Annotated in this window: 20 protein-coding genes; 13 read left to right on the top strand and 7 right to left on the bottom strand. The window is 64.3% G+C overall.

Annotated features, from left to right (window positions below):
- Positions 1–61: 61 nt before the first annotated feature.
- Positions 62–1531 (top strand): glucan biosynthesis protein, encoded by a 1470-nt coding sequence (locus Y88_RS06395; protein ID WP_018075769.1) that lies wholly within the window; start codon positions 62–64, stop codon positions 1529–1531.
- Positions 1528–3333: a glucans biosynthesis glucosyltransferase MdoH gene (gene mdoH / locus Y88_RS06390; RefSeq protein WP_008067355.1), complete on the top strand. Its 1806-nt coding sequence runs from the start codon at positions 1528–1530 to the stop codon at positions 3331–3333. The genes Y88_RS06395 and mdoH overlap by 4 nt, the downstream gene beginning before the upstream one ends.
- 3 nt (positions 3334–3336) lie before the next feature.
- On the opposite strand, the gene pspF is transcribed toward mdoH, so the two are convergent.
- Complete coding sequence (gene pspF, locus Y88_RS06385) at positions 3337–4365, bottom strand: phage shock protein operon transcriptional activator (protein WP_008067353.1); 1029 nt, start codon at positions 4363–4365, stop codon at positions 3337–3339.
- Between the two features lie 167 nt (positions 4366–4532).
- On the opposite strand from pspF, the gene Y88_RS19135 reads away from it, so the two are divergent.
- The 7 genes from Y88_RS19135 (at position 4533) to Y88_RS06355 (ending at position 7837) form a co-directional block, all read left to right on the top strand.
- Positions 4533–4694, top strand: a complete 162-nt coding sequence (locus tag Y88_RS19135) for a hypothetical protein (protein WP_008067352.1) — start codon at positions 4533–4535, stop codon at positions 4692–4694.
- Positions 4691–5515 (top strand): phage shock protein PspA, encoded by an 825-nt coding sequence (gene pspA / locus Y88_RS06380; protein ID WP_008067349.1) that lies wholly within the window; start codon positions 4691–4693, stop codon positions 5513–5515. The genes Y88_RS19135 and pspA overlap by 4 nt, the downstream gene beginning before the upstream one ends.
- A gap of 18 nt (positions 5516–5533) precedes the next feature.
- Complete coding sequence (pspB, locus tag Y88_RS06375) at positions 5534–5842, top strand: envelope stress response membrane protein PspB (RefSeq protein WP_018075767.1); 309 nt, start codon at positions 5534–5536, stop codon at positions 5840–5842.
- Entirely contained in the window at positions 5839–6216 is a 378-nt protein-coding gene (pspC, locus tag Y88_RS06370) for an envelope stress response membrane protein PspC (protein WP_008067347.1), read from the top strand. The genes pspB and pspC overlap by 4 nt, the downstream gene beginning before the upstream one ends.
- Before the next feature lie 15 nt (positions 6217–6231).
- Positions 6232–6510, top strand: a complete 279-nt coding sequence (locus tag Y88_RS06365) for a hypothetical protein (protein ID WP_008067346.1) — start codon at positions 6232–6234, stop codon at positions 6508–6510.
- A gap of 95 nt (positions 6511–6605) precedes the next feature.
- Entirely contained in the window at positions 6606–7019 is a 414-nt protein-coding gene (locus Y88_RS06360) for a SufE family protein (protein WP_008067345.1), read from the top strand.
- A gap of 2 nt (positions 7020–7021) precedes the next feature.
- Positions 7022–7837, top strand: a complete 816-nt coding sequence (locus tag Y88_RS06355; protein ID WP_008067344.1) for an MOSC domain-containing protein — start codon at positions 7022–7024, stop codon at positions 7835–7837.
- Here the strand turns inward: Y88_RS06355 and Y88_RS06350 are convergent.
- Entirely contained in the window at positions 7834–8337 is a 504-nt protein-coding gene (locus tag Y88_RS06350) for a sterol desaturase family protein (RefSeq protein ID WP_008067343.1), read from the bottom strand. The two genes, Y88_RS06355 and Y88_RS06350, sit on opposite strands and share 4 nt — an antisense overlap.
- 127 nt (positions 8338–8464) lie before the next feature.
- Between Y88_RS06350 and leuC the strand changes: the two genes are divergently transcribed.
- The 4 genes from leuC (at position 8465) to Y88_RS06335 (ending at position 11960) form a co-directional block, all read left to right on the top strand.
- The gene (gene leuC / locus Y88_RS06345) at positions 8465–9898 is read left to right on the top strand and encodes a 3-isopropylmalate dehydratase large subunit (RefSeq protein WP_008067342.1); all 1434 of its coding nucleotides are present in this window, start codon (positions 8465–8467) and stop codon (positions 9896–9898) included.
- A gap of 91 nt (positions 9899–9989) precedes the next feature.
- Positions 9990–10166 (top strand): hypothetical protein, encoded by a 177-nt coding sequence (locus tag Y88_RS19340; RefSeq protein WP_008067339.1) that lies wholly within the window; start codon positions 9990–9992, stop codon positions 10164–10166.
- A gap of 63 nt (positions 10167–10229) precedes the next feature.
- Positions 10230–10838 (top strand): 3-isopropylmalate dehydratase small subunit, encoded by a 609-nt coding sequence (gene leuD, locus Y88_RS06340; RefSeq protein WP_008067336.1) that lies wholly within the window; start codon positions 10230–10232, stop codon positions 10836–10838.
- A 123-nt stretch (positions 10839–10961) separates the two neighbouring features.
- Positions 10962–11960, top strand: coding sequence for an NADPH:quinone oxidoreductase family protein (locus tag Y88_RS06335; RefSeq protein ID WP_008067335.1), 999 nt, complete (start codon positions 10962–10964; stop codon positions 11958–11960).
- A gap of 54 nt (positions 11961–12014) precedes the next feature.
- Here the strand turns inward: Y88_RS06335 and Y88_RS06330 are convergent, their stop codons facing one another.
- From Y88_RS06330 to mdh, 5 genes are all read right to left on the bottom strand, one after another.
- Entirely contained in the window at positions 12015–12467 is a 453-nt protein-coding gene (locus Y88_RS06330; RefSeq protein WP_008067333.1) for a hypothetical protein, read from the bottom strand.
- A gap of 129 nt (positions 12468–12596) precedes the next feature.
- Positions 12597–13997 (bottom strand): dihydrolipoyl dehydrogenase, encoded by a 1401-nt coding sequence (gene lpdA, locus Y88_RS06325; protein ID WP_018075766.1) that lies wholly within the window; start codon positions 13995–13997, stop codon positions 12597–12599.
- A gap of 117 nt (positions 13998–14114) precedes the next feature.
- A complete protein-coding gene (gene odhB / locus Y88_RS06320) occupies positions 14115–15365 on the bottom strand; it encodes a 2-oxoglutarate dehydrogenase complex dihydrolipoyllysine-residue succinyltransferase (protein WP_008067327.1) in 1251 nt (416 codons plus the stop codon).
- A gap of 64 nt (positions 15366–15429) precedes the next feature.
- Entirely contained in the window at positions 15430–18267 is a 2838-nt protein-coding gene (locus tag Y88_RS06315; protein ID WP_026166946.1) for a 2-oxoglutarate dehydrogenase E1 component, read from the bottom strand.
- 309 nt (positions 18268–18576) lie between these two features.
- Entirely contained in the window at positions 18577–19539 is a 963-nt protein-coding gene (mdh, locus tag Y88_RS06310; protein ID WP_008067325.1) for a malate dehydrogenase, read from the bottom strand.
- Positions 19540–19659: the final 120 nt, after the last annotated feature.

Genomic DNA, 19659 nt, shown 5'->3' with positions numbered 1-19659 from the left:
GGACAAACCGGAACGTAGCGACGTCGGACAGATTTCCCGTCGAACTTTTGCCGGAGGCGGGATGGCTGCAGTGATGCTGGCGCTTGGTTGCGCCGTGCCGGGCGGTGCGGCTCTGGCGGCCTCCGCGAACGGTCGTTTCGGTCCCCCGCGTCGTTTCGATCGAGCCTGGCTGGTGGCCGAGGCACAGCGCCGCGCGCAACGCCCGATGGTCGCGCGGCTGGCCACGCATGCGGTGCCCGATTTCGACAGCCACGTGCGCCTGAGCTATGGCGCGGCCGAGACGCTTCCGGGTGGGTTGCGGTTGTTTCCCGCCCGTCGCGATGTGGCGACCAACATGGTGGCGATCCACGTTCTCGATAGCGGAATGGCTCGCGAGATCGTCGATACCCACGGCCTGTTCGGTGGAGGCGAGAGCGCCGACGTTGCCGGTTTCCGCGTCATGAATGCCGACGGCGCGTCGGACTGGCTTGCATTTCTGGGCGCGGCCTATTTCCGCGCTTCGGGCCCACGCGGGCAATATGGCCTGTCCGCGCGGGCCGTCGCGGTCGATACCGGGATGCCCGAGCCCGAAGAGTTTCCCGCGTTCACCGATTTCTGGATCGAGGCGAAAGGCGGCGACCGGCTGATTATCCACGCGTTGGTCGATGGTCCCTCGTTGACCGGAGCCTTCACGCTCGACACCCGGCGAGAAGGGCTCGCCATGACGCAGGCGGTCGAAGGCACGCTGTTCCTGCGCAAGGCCGTGCGCCGTCTGGGGATCGCCCCGATCACCAGCATGTTCGATTTCGGGGAAGGGCATCGTGGTGACCGGGCCGACTGGCGCCCCGAAGTGCATGATTCGGACGGCCTGGCGATCCAGACCGGCAGCGGCGAGCGCATCTGGCGTCCGCTCGACAACCCGCCGTCGCCGCGCGTCCACATGTTGCGCGCCGATCACCTGAAAGGGTTCGGGATGATCCAGCGGGATCAGGCTTTCGACCATTATCAGGACGATTACAGCTTTTATGACCGGCGCCCCTCACTGTGGGTCGAACCGGTCGGGGACTGGGGCGCCGGGGCGATCATGCTTTATGAAATGAACGGCGCCTCCGAGACGGTCGACAACATGGCGGCCATGTGGATCGCCGATGCGCCCGCGCGGGCAGGCCAGCGGCGCGATTTCGCCTATCGACTGGTGTGGACCAGTCGCGATCCGAGCGCGGACGCCAATGCCCATTGTGTCGACGTGTTCGAAGGACCGGGCGGCGTTCCCGGCGCAGATCCGATTGCCGGGGCGACGCGCTATGTCTTCCAGTTCCGGGGTGGCGGCCTTGCCGAACTCGATCGCCGCAGCGGGATCGAGGCGGTGACCGACTTGCCGCCCGCGAGCGTCCTGCTCAACAAGGCAGAGCCGGTAGGAGGCCAGCCCGGATTGTGGCGCGTGACGCTCGACGTGCGGACCGAAGGGCTCAAGCAAAGCGAGTTTCGCCTGTTCCTGCGGCGCGGACAGGACGCGTTCAGCGAGACCGTGATAAAGACAGTCCGTCCATGACCATTCCCGTGCAGCTTCCCATGCAACTTCCGGCAGAGGCACCGTTGGACATGCCGGTCCAGCGTCTTGACGGCAATCCCCCGGCCGCCATCGAGGTCAAGACGCGTCCGCATGGCATGGCGGTCAAGCGTCTGCTGATGATCCTGCTGACGGCGATGTTCAGCCTTGCCGCGTCGAGCGAAGTGCGCCTGTCGTTTTCGCGCGACGGGCTCGACCTGTTCGACGCGATGCTGCTCTTGTGCTTCGTGCCGCTGTTCACCTGGGTCGCGTTCGGGTTCGTCGTTTCGACCATCGGTTTCTTCAAGCTGATCAGCGGGGAGCATCCCGGTTTCACCGCGATCCCCAGTCCGGCATCGGCCTTGCGCCATCGCACCGCAGTTCTCATGCCGGTCTACAACGAAAGCGTCGAGGACACGTTCGGTCGGGTTCGCGCCATGGCCCGTTCGATTGCCCAGGCCGGTGGGGCAGGCTGGATCGATTTCTTCATCCTGAGCGATTCCAATCCGTTCCACGGCAAGGCGGAGCTCGCTGCGTGGGAAAAACTGGCCCCGCAGGCACCGATCCACGTCTATTACCGCCGTCGCGAACAGAACATCGCGCGCAAGCCCGGCAATATCGCCGAATGGGTGCGTCGGTTCGGCGGCGCCTATGAAAACATGCTGGTGCTCGACGCGGACAGCATGATGAGCGGGGCCGCGATCGTCGGCATGGCCGCGATCATGGAGGAGCGCCCGTCGATCGGTCTGCTTCAGACCGTGCCGATGATCACCAATGCCCGCACCCTGTTCCAGCGCTGGATGCAGTTCGCGAGCGAAGCCTATGGTCCGATCGCATCGGCGGGGCTGTTGTGGTGGTCAGGGGCGGAAGCCAATTTCTGGGGCCACAACGCGATCGTGCGCACGCGGGCCTTTGCCGAGAGCTGCGGCTTGCCCGAATTGCCCGGCAAGGCGCCGTTCGGCGGCCATATCCAGAGCCACGACATGTTCGAATCCGCGCTGTTGCGGCGGCGTGGATGGGCTGTGCACATGATCATGATCGGCGGCAGTTACGAGGAATTCCCGCCCAGCATCGTCGATTTTTCCATTCGCGATCGCCGCTGGATGCAAGGGAACCTGCAACACTTGCGCCTGCTCGGGGCCTCGGGCCTCAATGGGGCGAGCCGCTTGCACCTGTTCCTTGGCGCCACCGCCTATCTCACTTCGCCGGGCTGGCTGCTCCTGCTGCTGACCTCGATCCTGCGGGTGGGGGTCACGGGAGACTATCAGCCTGCCGGGGGCATGCCGTTCAATGTCCTGTGGTTGACGCTCGTCTTGCTGTTCGGACCGAAAATCATGGGGGCGATCTGGCTTCTGGCCGATGGGGCCCGGCGTCGGGCTTTCGGCGGTGGGTTCGCGGTGGTGCGGTCGGTCCTGACCGAGACGCTCTTTTCCATCCTGCTGGCCCCGATCACGATGGTGACGCAGACCAAGGCGCTGGTCGGATTGCTGCTCGGCATTCCGTCGGGATGGACGACGCAGACCCGGGACGCGCATCGGATCGAGGTGCGCAGCGTTCTGCCGCTCTTGCGCGAACACCTCGCGCTTGGCGCGCTGTTTGCGGCGACGGCGCTGCTCAATGCGTGGCTCGCGATCTGGCTGCTGCCCTTGACCGTGGGATTGCTCTGCGCGCCCTGGCTGATCAGCCTGACCTCGAGCGATGAGCTTGGCGATGCTGCCGGGCGAGCGGGGCTGTTCCGTGTGCCGCCTCCCGATATCGAGGACGTGGCGAGCGACGAACCGCAAGGGGAGGCGGCGACCGCCTGATTCCTATCCGTTGATGCCGATGCCGTGGCGGCGGAGGCAGTGGCGCAACTGGTCATAACTCAGCCCCAAGGCCTTGGCTGTCTGCCGCTGGTTGAAGCGATTGCGGGCGAGGTGGTGCTCGACGATGGCGCGTTCGTGCGCATCGACTGCCGCGCGCAAGTCGGTCACGCCATCGAGATCGAGGGAGGCGGATGGGGGCAGGGGTGACGGAGCCACCTCGGGCGCGGGGTGAACGCCCGACGATGGCCCGACGGGTTTCCACGGGCTTGCGAACGGATCGAATTGCATCTCCCCGACCGGGCGGTCGGGGTAGTCCCAGCGATAGACCGATCGTTCGACCACATTGCGCAATTCGCGGACATTGCCGGGCCAGGCGAATGCTTCCATTTGTGCTGCGACATCGGGGGTAAAGCCGGGCCAGGTTTCCCACCCCAGTTCCGCCGCCATCCGGCGGGCGAAATGCTCGGCGAGCACGGCCACGTCGCCTTCGCGCACGCGCAGCGGCGGCAGGGTGATGACTTCGAAACTGAGCCGGTCGAGCAAGTCTGCGCGGAACCGTCCGGCGGCGGCCATGGCGGGCAGGTCTTCGTTGGTGGCGGCAACGATACGCACATCGACGCGGATCGGACGGGATGCGCCGATGCGGGTGACTTCGCCATATTCGATCACGCGCAGGAGCCGTTCCTGGGCTGCCATCGACAGCGTTCCGAGTTCGTCGAGAAAGAGCGTGCCGCGGTCCGCTTCCTCGAACCGGCCGGTGCGGGGCCGTGTCGCGCCGGTAAAGGCGCCCGCCTCGTGCCCGAACAGTTCCGCCTCGATCAGTGTTTCGGGGAGCGCGGCACAGTTCATCGTCACCAGCGGTTCCTGCCACCGGCTCGACAGGCGATGGAGGCGCTCTGCGATCAGTTCCTTGCCGGTGCCGCGCTCGCCGATCACCAGTACCGGACGGCGCAAGGGAGCGGCCCGGCTGGTCCGTTCGACCGCGTCGAGAAAAGCGCCTGACTGGCCGATCAACTGGGTCGTGCGATCCATCGCCAAGAAATAGCAGATTTTCCCAAGTCTGGGCAAGATTTCCCAATTCCCGTGCGGGGCTTTTTGATGAAAATGGCGGTATTTCAAGAGAATGCGGATTTGGCACGCGGCTTGCGATTGGGAGGGCGAGGCCCAGCCGGGCCATTCGGTTTTTCGGGAGAGTGCTTGTGACCCAGACTGTCCGCCTTTTCGCATCGCCGCTCGGACGCGCCGTATGGGCCGGGTTTGCCGTTCTGGCCGCGCTCGGCGGTGTGGCCCATGCCAATCATGTGGTCGCCGCCCCGCATGTCATTGCCAGCCCCGCAGCGATTACCGGCGAACTGGCATGACGCCTGAGCCGGTCACGCTTTCCCGGCTTGATCGCGCCATCGTTGCAAGGCAGCGTGGCGCGGATTTTCAGGACATCGAAGGGCGGGCCGGTCCCTCGTCTTCACCGCCTCGCCACGGAGCATCGCTTATGAGCATCTTTTCCCGCACGCGCGACATCATCGCGGCGAATTTCAACGACATGCTCGACCGGGCCGATGATCCGGCCAAGATGATCCGCATGATCATCCTCGAGATGGAGGAAACGCTGGTCGAAGTCCGCGCCTCGGCTGCGCGCAATATCGCCGACCAGAAAGAAATGCAGCGCCATGTCGATCGGCTCGACCGGCTTCAGGCCGACTGGGCGGACAAGGCCCAGCTCGCCTTGTCCAAGGATCGAGAGGACCTTGCCCGCGCGGCCTTGATGGAACGCAAGAAGGCGGGCGACATGGCCGAGCAGTTGCGCGGCGAGATTGCCGTGCTGGCCGATGCGCTCAAGGCCTATGAAACCGACATCGAAAAGCTTCAGAACCGCCTGCGCGAAGCCCGCAGCCGTCAGGGCGCGATCGCCGCGCGACTGGAAAGCGCGGAAAACCGGGTTCGCCTGCGCACGCTGATGACCAGCGAGCGGGTGGATGAGGCGCTCGCGCGGTTCGACCAGCTCGAACGCCGGGTCGATTATGCCGAGGGCCGTGCCGATGCGCTCAATCTGGCGGGCGAAGGCAAGCAGAACCTTGCCGACGAGATCGCCGCGCTCGCGGCCGAGGATCGCATCGACGAGGAACTGGCCGCGATGAAGCGCGCGCTGGGCAAGGGCGGTAACGACGGAACGGGCGCGGCCTGATCCGCACAGGGGGTTAATATGGAAGATGCGATCGTACCTGGCATGGCCTTCGTCACCCTGTTTCTGGGGCTGCCGTGGATCGTGCTGCACTATATCACGCGGTGGAAGACTGCCGCGACGCTAACGGCCGGGGACGAGGCCCTGCTCGACGAATTGTACCGTCTCGCCCGCCGTCTCGACGAACGGATGAACACGGTCGAACGTCTGGTCGCGGCCGATCATCCCGAATTCCGTCCTTTGCGGGACGCGGCCGGCCTTGATGGTGCCGACGCACGGCTCAGTGAGCTTGAACGTCGCCTCGGCGGACAGCAGGAGTCGATCCGATGAACACGACCCGGACCCGGTTCTATCGTGACAAGGTCAACGGCAAGGTCATGGGCGTGTGTGCGGGCATTTCCGATTACATCGGCGTCGATGTGATGTGGGTTCGCCTTGCCTTCGTCGTGCTGACGCTGACGGGCGTGGCCTTTGTTCCGGTCATCTATTTCGCGCTGGGCTTTCTGGCCCAAAAGAAACCGCAACATCTCTATGCCGATGCCGGTGAAGAGAAATTCTGGCTGGGCGTGCGGCAGTCGCCTTCGCGCACGGCACGAGAAGTGCGGGCGCAGTTGCGCGACATCGATCGTCGTCTTGCCGAAATCGAAGCGTTCTACGTCTCGTCCAATCCGCGTCTGGCCGCGGAAATCGAACAGCTTCGCTGAGTAGGGGAAACGATCATGGACCATGGAACCCTTGCCTTGTTGATCCCGCTGGCGCCGTTCATGCTCGGCGGGTTTGCGATCTGGACCCGGCATCAGCGGCGGATCGAGGAAATCCGCGCCCAGGCGACGGCGGAAAAGGCGGCTCAATATGCCGCGCGAAGCGAACGGCTCGAAGAGCGTGTCCGCGTGCTCGAACGCATCGTCACCGATCGCGGGTACAGTCTGGCGCAGGAAATCGAGGCCTTGCGGCTGGAAGATGCTGCAACCACCGGAGAGGGCAAGCATCTCCAGTAAGCGCCAGTAAGCGCCAGGAAGCGATCAGCGGCCGGGGGGGGCGTAACCATCAGGGGGACTTGCGACCCACGGGCCTGCCGCCTAGGAACCGGGCCATGCGCACGCTCGACGACATTTACGAAGAATATGAATTCCTCGATGGCGATGAACGCTATCGCCTTCTGATCGAACTGGGCCGCGAGCTCGAACCGATGCCCGACGCACTCAAGACCGATGCGACGCTGGTGCGGGGCTGTTCGGCCAGTGTCTGGGTCTATCCCCTGGAGGAAAAGGGCGACCGGCTGCACTTTCTTGCCGACAGCAATGCCGCGATCACCAAGGGGATCGTCGCACTGGTGCTTTCGGCGGTGCAGGATAAACCCGCTGCCGAAGTGGCGGCGACCGACATTGCTGCCCTGCTCGCCCGCTTCGATCTCCGGAACCAGCTTTCGTCGAACCGGACGCAAGGGGTGCCCAACATGATCGCGCTGGTGCGCGAACATGCCGCCCGGATCGCCGGGGCAGCCTGATCGTGCACGTCTCCGGGCTCTACCTCTACCCGGTCAAATCGCTGGGTGGAGGTGCGCTCGATCGCGCCACGGTCGAGCCGATGGGCCTCTCGGGCGATCGGCGCTGGATGGTGACCAATCCGGTGGGGCGTTTCCTGACCCGGCGTGAGCTGCCTGCCATGGCGCGGCTGTCGGCGGCGGTGACCGATTTCGGTCTTGTTCTTTCCCATCCCGAGGCGGGCGATCATGCGGTCGCCATTCCGGGCGAGGGCGATTGGCACGATGTGCAGGTCTGGCGCGATCATCTCGACGCGCGCGATGCTGGCGGTGACGTTGCGCAATGGCTTTCGGGCGTTCTGGGTCGGGACGTGCGACTGGTGTGGATGCCTGAAACCGTCCGCCGCCCCGTCGATCCGGCCTTTGCTCAGGTCGATGACCGGGTCAGCTTTGCCGACGGCTTTCCCTTGCTGATCACGACGGTCGAATCGCTCGACGCGCTCAATGCCCGGCTGCCCGCACCGATCCCGATGGCGCGGTTTCGTCCCAACCTCGTCCTGTCGGGGGTGAGCGGGGCCTTCGCCGAGGACGAATGGAACGTCCTGCGCATCGGCACCTTGACCTTGCGCGTGGTAAAACCCTGCACCCGCTGTGTCATCACGACGCAGGATGTCGACAGCGGTGCGATCGCCTATCCCGGCGAACCCTTGCGCACTTTGCGAGCGATGGGACGGATCATGCCGGGGAAGGGTAAGGCGGGCGAGTCGATCTTTGGCCAGAACGCGATTCCCGACGCCACGGCGACGATTGCCGTGGGTGATCGGGTCGAAATCCTCGCCTAGAGTTTCTCGCGCACTATGGCGATGCCCGCTTCGCGCTGGCGCTTCAATTCGCGTTTCAGCACGTGGGGATCGCGGGCAAACACAAAACCGAAGCTGACGCCGCCCTGTTTGCCGATGGTCGCATGGTGCAGCTTGTGCGCCTGGACCAATCGCCGGGCATAGCCGCCGCGCGGGACATGGCGAAACCAGCGTTGATGGACGAGCCCGTCGTGGATCAGCGTATAGACGATCCCGTAGAGCAGGACGCCGAGCCCGATCCACGTCCCCGGCCACCAGGCGGCGTGCCCGCGCACCATGGGACTGCCCAGCGCAAAGAACGTGATCGAGATCGCCGCGCCGAACAGGGCGTAGAGATCGTTGCGTTCGAGAAAACCCTCGTGCGGCTCATGGTGGTCGCGGTGCCAGCCCCAGCCAAAGCCGTGCATCACGTACTTGTGGCTGCTCCAGGCGACGCCCTCCATGGCAAGGAATGCGGCCAGAGTGATGAGAGCGGCAAGCATGGAGGGGATCATAGCAGGGTGGGGCCGTTCCTGCCTATCCGTCGTGTAAGGCAAAAGGGTGCGGGGAGGGCCGTCCGACGGTCGAGCATGCTTGAAAAGCGACGCAGCCGGGCCTAACCGGCATGGCATGGCAAACACTGCACCGCGCACGCTCTACCAGAAGATCTGGGATGCCCACGTCGTCGAACGTCGGGACGATGGCACCTGCCTCATCTACATCGACCGCCACCTCGTCCATGAAGTGACGAGCCCGCAGGCGTTCGAGGCGCTTCGCCTCGCCGGACGCAAGGTGCGGCGGCCCGATCTCACGCTCGCGGTGCCCGACCACAATCTGCCGACGACGGCCCGTCGCGACGGCGAAGGCCATCGTATCCCGATCAAGGATGCGCAGAGCGCCCAGCAGCTCGCCGCGCTCGAACGCAATGCGCCCGAATTCGGTATCCGCTATATCGGCGATGCTGATCGCGAACAGGGCATCGTCCATGTCGTCGGACCGGAACAGGGCTTCTCGCTGCCCGGTGCCACGATCGTGTGCGGCGACAGCCACACGGCCTGCCACGGGGGCCTTGGCGCGTTGGCATTCGGGATCGGCACCAGCGAAGTCGAGCATGTGCTCGCAACGCAGACCCTGCTGCTCAAGCAGTCGAAGACGATGGAAGTGCGCGTCGAGGGCGAACTGGCTCCGGGCGTCAGTGCCAAGGACGTCGTCCTTCACATCACCGGCGTGCTCGGCGCGGCGGGCGGTACCGGCTATGTCATCGAATATACCGGCTCGGCGATCCGCAGCCTGTCAATCGAAGGGCGCCTGACGGTGTCCAACATGGCGATCGAACATGGCGCCCGCGCCGGACTGATCGCGCCCGACGAAAAGACGTTCGCTTACGTGAAGGGGCGTCCTTATGCGCCCAAGGGTGAGGAATGGGACAAGGCTGTCGCATGGTGGGCCAGCCTCGCGACCGATCCCGGCGCGACTTATGACAAGGTCGTGGTGATCGATGCCGCTGCCATTGCGCCCAGCGTCACCTGGGGCACCAGCCCGGAAGACGTCGTCGCGATCACCGGCGTGGTGCCGTCGCCCGACAGCTTTGCCGACGCGTCGAAGCGCGACGCCGCGCAGAAGTCGCTCGATTACATGGGACTGGTTCCGGGGCAGCGACTCGATTCGGTCGAAGTGCAGAACGTTTTCATCGGCAGCTGCACCAATAGCCGCATCGAAGACCTGCGCGCCGCTGCGGCCGTGCTCAAGGGCCGGAAGAAGGCCGATACGGTCAAGTGGGCGATCGTCGTTCCCGGTTCGGGTCTGGTCAAGGCGCAGGCCGAGGCCGAGGGACTCGATCGCATTTTCATCGAAGCAGGCCTTGAATGGCGCGAACCGGGCTGTTCTGCATGCCTTGGCATGAACCCCGACAAGGTTCCTGCGGGCGAGCGTTGCGCATCGACCAGCAACCGCAATTTCGTCGGCCGTCAGGGGCCGGGGGCTCGTACCCACCTGGTCAGCCCGGCCATGGCGGCCGCTGCTGCCGTCACAGGACACTTGACCGACGTACGCGAACTGGTTTGAAAATAACGGGACCGTTCAGGCAGCAGCAAGTGCGCGCTGCCATGAACGGGATCCGGCATCCAGAAGGGTGCTGCAAACCGGGAGGACTGAAATGAGCGATAAGGACGATATCCCGTCGAGCGGCTGGAGCGGCAAGCTGGCTCTGGCCGGTGCGGCAATCGGATCGGCTGCTGTTGCCGCCGGAGTGCTGTTTGCGTCGCGGCGCAAGGAACGCCACGAAAAGGCCAAGGCGCCGACCCTGCCGGAAACGCCGCCGGAAACCGACTGAACCGGACGAGAAGGCGCGGCAAGGCGTTGCATGCCGCGCCGGGCCGGGTATAGGCTTGGCGCCATGGAACCCGTGAAAGAGATCTCCGGCCGCGCCTATCCGTTCGGCCAGAAGAACGTCGACACCGACGTCATCATCCCCTCGCACTGGCTGAAGACGATCACCCGTGAAGGGCTGGGCAAGGGCGCGTTCGAAACCCTGCGGCAGAACCCCGACAATCTCTTCGACAGCGACGAGTTCAAGGGTTCGCCGATCCTCGTCGCCGGGGACAATTTCGGCTGCGGGTCGAGCCGCGAACATGCTGCCTGGGCCTTGCTCGACATGGGCATCCATGCGGTGATCGCGCCGTCGTTTTCGGACATCTTTTCGGGCAATGCCTTCAAGAACGGCATCCTGACGGTGGTTCTGCCGCAGGAAGCCATCGACCGGCTGGTCGAAGTGGCCAAGACCGACCCGATCGACATTGATCTCGAAGCGCAGACGGTGACGACGCCGTTCCAGGACCGTTTCACTTTCGAAATCGATCCGTTCCGCAAGCATTGCCTGATGCACGGTCTCGACGAAGTGGGGCTGACGCTCGAACGCGGTGACGCGATTTCCGGGTTCGAGGCAGAGGTTCGCGCGGACCGGCCGTTCCTTGCGCATGGCGTCGATCTGGCTGCATCGGCTTAATTGGTCGATTAAAAACACTTTCCAATCTGCCGAAAACTTGGCACGAACAGGGCGTCGGACAACGGCGCCCTTTTTCGTTGGGGCCCCGCGTTCGCAGGACAAGAGATTACGCGGGAGAAGGAAATGAAGGCCTTGCGCAGCCACGCCGTCGGCGGACCGGAAACACTCGTGCTGGACGAGGTCGCCGATCCGGTGCCCGGACCGGGGCAGGTTCTGGTCGCGGTCAAGGCATGCTCGATCAATTTTCCCGACACTCTGATCATCCGCGATCTCTATCAGTTCAAACCGGCGCGCCCGTTCGCGCCGGGCGGCGAACTGGCCGGGGTGGTTGCCGCAGTTGGCGACGGCGTCGAAGGCTGGAAAGTCGGGGATCGCGTCATCGGCATGGTCGGCAACGGCGGCCTTGCGACTCATGCATTGGTGGACCAGGGGCGGCTCTTCGCCTTGCCTGACGATGTCGATTTCGACACCGGCGCCTCGCTGCTCATGACCTACGGCACCAATTACCATGGCCTCGTCGATCGCGGGCATATCCGCCCCGGGCAGACCGTGCTGGTGCTGGGGGCGGCAGGTGGCGTCGGGCTGGCGGCGGTCGAGTTGTCGAAGGCATTCGGCGCGCGCGTGGTCGCGGCGGTTTCGTCGGAAGAGAAAGCCGCGCTTGCCCGGGACGCAGGCGCGGACGAGGTCGTGATCTATGGCCGGGCTCCGTTCGACAAGACCCAGTCAAGGGAACTGGCCGACGCGTTCAAGGCCGCTTGCGGTCCGGAAGGGGCGAACATCGTCTACGACATCGTCGGGGGCGACTATTCCGAACCTGCCTTGCGTGCGATCGCCTGGGAAGGGCGTTTTCTGGTCGTCGGGTTCCCGGCGGGCATTGCGCGCCTGCCGCTCAATCTGACCTTGCTCAAGTCGTGCGACGTCTGCGGCGTGTTTTGGGGCGCATTCACGGTGCGAGACCCGGAAAAGTTCAAGGGGCAGGTGGACGCGCTGTTTGATCTGCTGAAGGAAGGGAAGATCCGTCCCCGCATTTCGGCCCGCTATCCGCTCGACCGGGCAGCTGAAGCGATTGCCCTGCTTGAAAGTCGCAAGGCGGTCGGCAAGGTTGTCGTCGAGATCGCCTGACGCGCAAACCCGATGGGCATGGCTCATCGGGTTTTTATCGGATCAGCGGGCAGATCAACTGGCCGGAACGACCAGCACGGCAATGGTCGGGAGCGCGCCCTTGCTCAGGCGCAGGACATGATCGCCCGGCTTGAGCGAGAAATCGACGATCTTGCGGATCCCGGAACAGTCGGGACCGCGCGTGTGGGCCGAGGAATCGATCGGTTTGCCGTCCTCGATCATGTCGATCCACGCCGGGGCATCGAGCGCCACGCGATAGGTACCGGCCTTCGCAATGATGAGGTGCACTTCGCCGAGAAAGGCACCGGGCTGGCCGGACAGCGACACCGCAACCGCGTCTCCGGGGTGCGCGGCATTGGCCGGATGCGGCTCTGCGATGGCCGCAAAGGGCGCAGGGGCATGGATGACGGCCGGGCATTCTGGCTTGGCATCCTCCATTGCGGGCATCTGGGCAAGCGCCGGGAAGGGCAGGAGGGCCGCTGCGAGCGTCAGGAAGAGCCGTTTCATGTCCTGAGCTTACCTTGCCGTGTATCGGTCTGTCGACGGGCCTGTGGGGCGCCCAAAGGAAAAGGGGCCGACACTTGCGTGCCGACCCCTTTTCGACTGGATGCGGTCCGTTGACGGACGGCAGCGCGATCACATGTGGATCGGCTTGCCCCGCACGGCCATCGCCGCTTCCTTGATCGCTTCCGAATGAGTCGGGTGAGCGTGGCAGGTATAGGCGATGTCTTCGCTGGTCGCGCCGAATTCCAGAGCCTGCGCGGCCTGGGCGATCATCGTGCCGGCAACGCTGGCAATCGCCCACACGCCCAGAACGCGATCGGTCTTGGCGTCGGCAATGACCTTCACGAATCCGTCCGGTTCGCGGTTGGTCTTGGCGCGGCTGTTCGCGAGCATCGGGAACTTGCCGACCTTGATTTCGCCGCGCTCACGAGCGGCTTCTTCGGTCAGGCCGACACCGGCGAATTCGGGCTGCGTGTAGACGACGCCGGGGATGACGTCGTGGTTCACGATGCCGGTCAGGCCGGCAATGTTCTCGGCAACCGCGATGCCTTCGTCTTCGGCCTTGTGCGCAAGCATCGGGCCCGGAATGACGTCGCCGATGGCCCACACGCCGTCAACGGCGGTGCGGAAATCGTGGTCCGTTTCGATCTGGCCGCGCTTGTTGGTGGCAAGGCCGATCTTGTCGAGGCCGAGGCCGTCGATGTTGGGACGACGACCGATCGCGACGAGCACGACGTCGGCTTCCAGCGTTTCGGCAGCGCCGCCCGCTGCGGGTTCGAGCGTCAGGGTGGCCTTGCCGTCCTTGACTTCCGCGCCGGTGACCTTGGTGCCGAGCTTCAGTTCGAAGCCCTGCTTCTTGAAGATCTTGGCTGCTTCCTTGCGGACTTCGCCGTCCATGCCGGGGAAGAGCTGGTCAAGGTATTCGATCACGGTGACCTTGGCGCCCAGGCGACGCCAGACCGAGCCGAGTTCGAGGCCGATAACGCCACCGCCGATGACGGCGAGGTGACCCGGAACCTTGTCGAGAGCAAGGGCGCCGGTCGAATCGACGATCACGCCCGCGTCATTGTCGACAGGCACGCCCGGAAGCGGAGTGACCGACGAACCGGTTGCGATCACGATGTGCTTGGCGCTGACCTTGGCGCCGGCAACCGTGACGGTGTGCGGATCTTCAAAGGTCGCATAACCCTTGAGCCAGGTAACCTTGTTCTTCTTGAACAGGAATTCGATCCCGCCAGTCAGTTCCTTGACCGCAGTCGCCTTCTCGTTCTGGAGAACCGAAAGGTCGAGTTCCACGCCGGTGGTCTTCACGCCGAACTTGGCGAGCGTACCGTGGGCGGCTTCCTCGAACAGTTCCGAACCGTGGAGCAGCGCCTTCGACGGGATGCAGCCGACGTTGAGGCAGGTGCCGCCAAGCGTCTCGCGCCCTTCGGCACAAGCGGTCTTGAGGCCAAGCTGCGCAGCGCGGATCGCCGCGACATAGCCGCCGGGACCGCCGCCGATCACCAGCACGTCGTAATCGTATTCAGCCATTGCCATTGTCCTTCGCAATGCCTCCCTTGAGGGATGGGGAGGTGCATGGGGCCCGGCGAACCCGGCCTGCTCGCAGGAGTGCGGGCAGGCCTTGTGCGCCGGGGGCAGGAATATGCCTCAGAGGTCGATCAGCAGACGGGTCGGCTCTTCGATCGCTTCCTTGATGGTCTTGAGTGCGGTCACCGCCTCGCGACCGTCAATCAGGCGATGGTCGTAGGACAGCGCGATGTACATCATCGGGCGGATCACGATTTCGCCGTTACGAACGACCGGGCGGTCTTCGATGCGGTGCAGGCCGAGCACGGCCGACTGGGGCGGGTTGATGATCGGCGTCGACATCAGGCCGCCGAAGACGCCGCCGTTCGAGATGGTGAACGTGCCGCCCTTCATGTCGTCCATGGTCAGCGTGCCTTCACGGGCCTTCTTGCCGTAACCGGCAATGGCCTGTTCGATGCCCGCGAACGACAGCTTGTCGCAGTCGCGCACGACAGGAACGACGAGACCGTTCGGAGCCGAGACCGCAACCGAGATGTCGACGTAGTCGTGATAGACGATTTCGTCGCCTTCGATGCGGGCATTGACCGCCGGGATGTCCTTGAGCGCAAGGCAGGCGGCCTTGGCGAAGAAGGACATGAAGCCGAGCTTGATGCCGTGCTTCTTTTCGAAGCTGTCCTTGAACTTGTCGCGAGCGGCCATCACGGCCGACATGTCGACGTCGTTGAAGGTGGTCAGCAGCGCCGCGTTTTCCTGCGCACCCTTGAGGCGCTTGGCGATCGTCTGGCGAAGGCGCGTCATCTTGACGCGTTCTTCGTTGCGGCCCGGAGCCGCAACCGCGGCAACGGCCGGAGCCGAAGCGACCGCGGCAGGAGCCGCAGCCTTGGCCTGAGCCGCAGCTGCGATCACGTCTTCCTTGGTCAGGCGGCCACCGGCGCCGGTGCCCTTCACCGTTGCGGGGTCGATGCCGTATTCGAGCACGGCGCGACGAACGGCCGGTGAGAGAGCGGCAACGTCGCCTTCAGCAGCCGGGGCGGCAGCAGCGGGAGCTGCGGCAACCGGAGCAGCGGCCGGAGCCGGGGTTGCCGCGGGAGCGGGGGCCGGAGCGGCTGCGGGAGCCGCGGCAGCCGCGCTGCCCGCTTCCTCGATCAGCGCGATGAGAGCGCCGACCGAGACGGTGTCGCCTTCCTGGACCAGCAGCTGGCCGAGGATGCCGGCTGCTGGAGCGGGAACGTCGACCGCAACCTTGTCGGTTTCGAGGCTCGCGATGGGTTCGTCGAGAGCGACGGCTTCACCCGGCTTCTTCAGCCACTGGCCGACGGTTGCTTCGCTGACACTTTCGCCGAGCGTCGGCACCTTGACTTCAATGGACATGTCCTGAGGTTCCTTGCGGAGGTATCTGGGGAGAAATGGTTCTGGAACGTTCGCAGAAAGCGGATCAGGCCTTTGCCTTGCGCCGGATTTCCTCGCGGACCGACAGGGCCAGGGCGTTTGCGACCAGCGCAGCCTGTTCGGCAGCGTGACGCTTGGCCAGACCCGTTGCGGGCGAGGCGGAGGCCGCACGACCGGCATAGCGGGCACGTTCGACCTTGCACTTGGCGGCCTTGAGAGCTTCCTCGATCAGCGGTTCGACGAAGAACCACGAACCGTTGTTCTTCGGCTCTTCCTGGCACCAGACCACTTCCTCGAGGTTCGGCATGCGGGCAAGGCGCGCAGCCAGCGGCTCACCCGGGAAGGGGTAGAGCTGTTCGAGACGGATGATCTGAACGTCCTTGATGCCCTGCTGGTCGCGTGCTTCGAAGAGGTCGTAGACGACCTTGCCGCTGCACAGGATGACCTTGCGGGTTTCGGCATCGCTGGCGCCGTTGATGTCCGAAAGCAGGCGCTGGAAGTGCCCTTCACCGATGAACTCTTCGGCAGTCGACTTCGCCATCGGATGGCGCAGCAGGCTCTTGGGAGTCATGATGATGAGCGGCTTGCGGAACGGACGCTGCATCTGACGGCGCAGAACGTGGAAGTAGTTCGCCGGCGTGGTGATGTTGCAGACCTGGATGTTGTCTTCGGCGCAGAGCTGAAGATAGCGTTCCAGACGAGCCGACGAATGTTCCGGACCCTGACCTTCAAAGCCGTGCGGGAGCAGCATGACCATGCCGTTGGCACGCAGCCACTTCGCTTCCGAAGCCGCGATGTACTGGTCGATCATGATCTGCGCACCGTTGGCGAAGTCGCCGAACTGCGCTTCCCAGAGTACCAGAGTCTTCGGGTCGGCACTGGCATAGCCGTATTCGAAGCCGAGCACGCCGTATTCGGACAGCGGGCTGTCGTGGACTTCGAAGTGGCCGTGCGGCAGCGTCGCCAAAGGCACGTACTTGTGCTCGTCGTTCTGGTCGACCCAGACCGCGTGACGCTGGCTGAAGGTGCCGCGACCGCAGTCCTGACCCGAAAGACGCACGTTGAAGCCTTCGGTGGCAAGGCTGCCGAACGCGAGAGCTTCACCGGTTGCCCAGTCGAAGTCCTTGCCCGAGCGGAACATTTCGCGCTTGGCATCGATCACGCGACCCAGGGTCTTGTGGATCGTCAGGCCTTCGGGAACCGTGGTCAGCACGCGACCGAGGCTGTCGAACAGCTTCTGGTCGATGCCGGTCGCCACGTTGCGGCGAGCGGTAACCGGATCTGCGGGCTTGTTGAGACCGCTCCAGCGACCACCGAACCAGTCGGCGGCGTTGGGCTTGTAGCTCTTGGCCGCTTCGAACTCGGTCTCAAGAGTGGCGACGAAGTGGTCTTCGCTTTCACCCTTCCAGTTCCCGTCGATCACGCCCTGCGCGACAAGCTTTTCCGCGTAGATCGCGCTGACACCGGGGTGCTTGCGGATCTTGGCGTACATCAGCGGCTGCGTGAAGCTGGGCTCGTCACCTTCGTTGTGACCGAAGCGGCGATAGCACCACATGTCGACCACGACATCGCGACCGAACTTCTGGCGATAATCGATGGCCAGCTTGCAGGCGAAGGTCACCGCTTCCGGATCGTCGCCGTTGACGTGGATGATCGGCGCCTGAACGCCCTTGGCGACGTCCGAGGGATACGGCGAGCCGCGCGAGAATTTCGGGCTGGTCGTGAAGCCGATCTGGTTGTTGATGATGAAGTGGATGCAACCGCCGGTGTTGTAGCCGTGGACGCCCGAGAAACCGAAGCATTCCCAGACGATGCCCTGGCCCGCGAAAGCCGCGTCGCCGTGGATCAGCACCGGCAGAACCTGCTTGTGCTTGCCCGGACCGATGTCGTCGCGGAAAACCTGCTGTGCGCGGGTCTTGCCCAGAACGACCGGATCGACCGTTTCGAGGTGCGACGGGTTGGGCTGAAGGCTCATGTGAACCTTGATGCCGTCGAATTCACGGTCCGTCGAAGTGCCGAGGTGGTACTTCACGTCGCCCGAGCCGCCCACGTCTTCGGGATTGGCGCTACCGCCCGAGAATTCGTGGAAGATCACGCGATAGGGCTTGGCCATCACGTTGGCGAGAATGTTCAGGCGGCCACGGTGAGCCATGCCGTAGATGATTTCGCGAACGCCGAGCTGGCCGCCGTACTTGATCACCGCTTCAAGAGCCGGGATCATCGACTCGCCGCCGTCGAGGCCGAAACGCTTCGTGCCGACGTACTTCTTGCCGAGGAACTTTTCGTACTGCTCGCCACGGATGACGGCAGCCAGGATCGCCTTCTTGCCGTTGGGCGTGAAGTCGATGGCCTTGTCGCCGCCTTCGATGCGGTCCTGGATGAACTTGCGTTCTTCCACGTCGGCGATGTGCATGTATTCGAAGCCGATCTTGCCGCAATAGTTGCGCTGCAGGATCGAGACGATTTCACGCGGGGTCGCCCATTCGATGCCGAGAATGCCGCCGAGGAAGGTCTTGCGGTCGAGCGCAGCACCGACGATGCCGTGATATTCGGGCGAAAGGTCGGCGGGCAGGTTCTGGCGCGCAATGCCCAGCGGATCGAGATCGGCAGCTAGGTGACCGCGCACGCGATAGGTGCGGATCAGCAGCATGGCGCGGATCGAGTCGGCGGCAGCCTGTTCGAGCGCGGCTTCGTCCAGCTTGGCTCCGCCCTTCTTCGCGGCTTTCGCGATTTCAAGCTTGAGCGCCATCGGATCGAGCGCGCGGGTGAGTTCGTCGCCGGCGGCCGGATCGGTGATCGGCCAGCGCTTCGAGGACCAGCTCGGTCCGGGCTGCGGACCTTCCTGGGAGGGATCCATTTCGAATTCTTGCAACTCGTGACCCATTTTCACACTCCTTTGCCCCGGGGAGGTTGGGGCTTCGGAAACCCAGCGCAAAGGTGCGCGAGGGGTATTTCCCAATGGCGCTGCAATCGAGCGCGTCCTTGTGTCGTCCCTGGAAGGGGACAAATCAATGACCGCATGGCGCGGAATAGGGCAAATACCCTGGAATACTATCAGGGTTTCATGCCGGGTCGCCATGGCGACCTTATGATGAACCCTTGATTGCCGTGGCCGGTCGGGAAATGGCTTTTTCGTCGACCGGCACGTCAGGAAAGGAGTGATCCGACCAAAGTCGGATCACTCGCTTTTCGATTACGCCAGCGAGGGGTCGATGCCCTTGCACGCAACCAGCAGTTCCTTGACCGCGTCGACCGAGACCTGAAGGTTGGCCTTGGCCGTGTCGTCGAGGGCGATCTCGATGACCTTTTCGACGCCAGCTGCACCGATCACCACCGGCACGCCGACATAGAGGCCATCGACGCCGTATTCGCCGCTGACATAAGCAGCGCTGGGCAGGATGCGCTTCTGGTCGCCGAGGTAGGATTCAGCCATCGCGATGGCCGAAGCTGCCGGAGCGTAGAACGCCGAGCCGGTCTTGAGCAGGGCAACGATTTCGCCGCCGCCGCCACGGGTACGCTTGACGATCGAGTCGATGCGTTCCTGGGTCGAGACGCCCATCTTGATGAGGTCGGTGACCGGGATGCCGGCGACGGTCGAGTATTCGACCACCGGAACCATGGTGTCGCCGTGGCCACCCAGAACGAACGAGTTCACGTCGCGGACCGACACGCCGAATTCCCAGGCGAGGAAGGTCGAGAAGCGAGCCGAGTCGAGCACGCCGGCCATGCCGACGACCTTGTTGGTGGGCAGGCCCGAGAATTCGCGCAGAGCCCAGACCATCGCGTCGAGCGGGTTGGTGATGCAGATGACGAAGGCGTCGGGAGCGTAGGTCTTGATGCCTTCGCCGACGGACTTCATGACCTTGAGGTTGATGCCGAGCAAGTCGTCGCGGCTCATGCCGGGCTTGCGCGCCACGCCGGCGGTGACGATGATCACGTCCGCTCCGGCGATGTCCTGGTAATCGTTGGTTCCGGTGATCTTGGCGTCAAAGCCTTCGACCGGGCCGCACTGCGAGAGGTCGAGCGCCTTGCCCTGGGGCACGCCTTCCACCACGTCGAACAGGACGATGTCGCCGAGTTCCTTCTGGGCGGCGAGGTGAGCGAGGGTGCCGCCGATGTTGCCGGCGCCAATCAACGCAATCTTCTTGCGAGCCATGCTTTACGGTCCTTTTCCCGTAAGTGCGGGACAGACAGGGGCGAGCCACCACCAAGGTGACCTTCCCGCGTCCCGCATGACGGGAAAGGTCCGAGTGGGTGGCCGGTCCGTAGGCCTGTG

The organism is Novosphingobium nitrogenifigens DSM 19370 (assembly GCF_000192575.1).
GTDB classification, from domain to species: Bacteria; Pseudomonadota; Alphaproteobacteria; order Sphingomonadales; family Sphingomonadaceae; genus Novosphingobium; species Novosphingobium nitrogenifigens.
Note: the sequence above shows the minus strand (reverse complement) of the source record. Positions and strands in the feature narration are given on the sequence as shown.

Bases quoted from the DNA above. Each gene is read 5' to 3' on its own strand.
- pspB (WP_018075767.1), top strand. From the start codon at position 5,534: ATGGAAGATGCGATCGTACCTGGCATGGCCTTCGTCACCCTGTTTCTG.
- pspA (WP_008067349.1), top strand. From the start codon at position 4,691: ATGACGCCTGAGCCGGTCACGCTTTCCCGGCTTGATCGCGCCATCGTT.
- pspF (WP_008067353.1), bottom strand. From the start codon at position 4,365: ATGGATCGCACGACCCAGTTGATCGGCCAGTCAGGCGCTTTTCTCGAC.
- Y88_RS06365 (WP_008067346.1), top strand. From the start codon at position 6,232: ATGGACCATGGAACCCTTGCCTTGTTGATCCCGCTGGCGCCGTTCATG.
- mdoH (WP_008067355.1), top strand. From the start codon at position 1,528: ATGACCATTCCCGTGCAGCTTCCCATGCAACTTCCGGCAGAGGCACCG.
- Y88_RS06315 (WP_026166946.1), bottom strand. From the start codon at position 18,267: ATGGGTCACGAGTTGCAAGAATTCGAAATGGATCCCTCCCAGGAAGGT.
- Y88_RS06360 (WP_008067345.1), top strand. From the start codon at position 6,606: ATGCGCACGCTCGACGACATTTACGAAGAATATGAATTCCTCGATGGC.
- Y88_RS19340 (WP_008067339.1), top strand. From the start codon at position 9,990: ATGAGCGATAAGGACGATATCCCGTCGAGCGGCTGGAGCGGCAAGCTG.
- Y88_RS06395 (WP_018075769.1), top strand. From the start codon at position 62: ATGGCTGCAGTGATGCTGGCGCTTGGTTGCGCCGTGCCGGGCGGTGCG.
- mdh (WP_008067325.1), bottom strand. From the start codon at position 19,539: ATGGCTCGCAAGAAGATTGCGTTGATTGGCGCCGGCAACATCGGCGGC.
- Y88_RS06330 (WP_008067333.1), bottom strand. From the start codon at position 12,467: ATGAAACGGCTCTTCCTGACGCTCGCAGCGGCCCTCCTGCCCTTCCCG.
- leuD (WP_008067336.1), top strand. From the start codon at position 10,230: ATGGAACCCGTGAAAGAGATCTCCGGCCGCGCCTATCCGTTCGGCCAG.
- Y88_RS06350 (WP_008067343.1), bottom strand. From the start codon at position 8,337: ATGCTTGCCGCTCTCATCACTCTGGCCGCATTCCTTGCCATGGAGGGC.
- lpdA (WP_018075766.1), bottom strand. From the start codon at position 13,997: ATGGCTGAATACGATTACGACGTGCTGGTGATCGGCGGCGGTCCCGGC.
- pspC (WP_008067347.1), top strand. From the start codon at position 5,839: ATGAACACGACCCGGACCCGGTTCTATCGTGACAAGGTCAACGGCAAG.
- Y88_RS06335 (WP_008067335.1), top strand. From the start codon at position 10,962: ATGAAGGCCTTGCGCAGCCACGCCGTCGGCGGACCGGAAACACTCGTG.
- odhB (WP_008067327.1), bottom strand. From the start codon at position 15,365: ATGTCCATTGAAGTCAAGGTGCCGACGCTCGGCGAAAGTGTCAGCGAA.
- leuC (WP_008067342.1), top strand. From the start codon at position 8,465: ATGGCAAACACTGCACCGCGCACGCTCTACCAGAAGATCTGGGATGCC.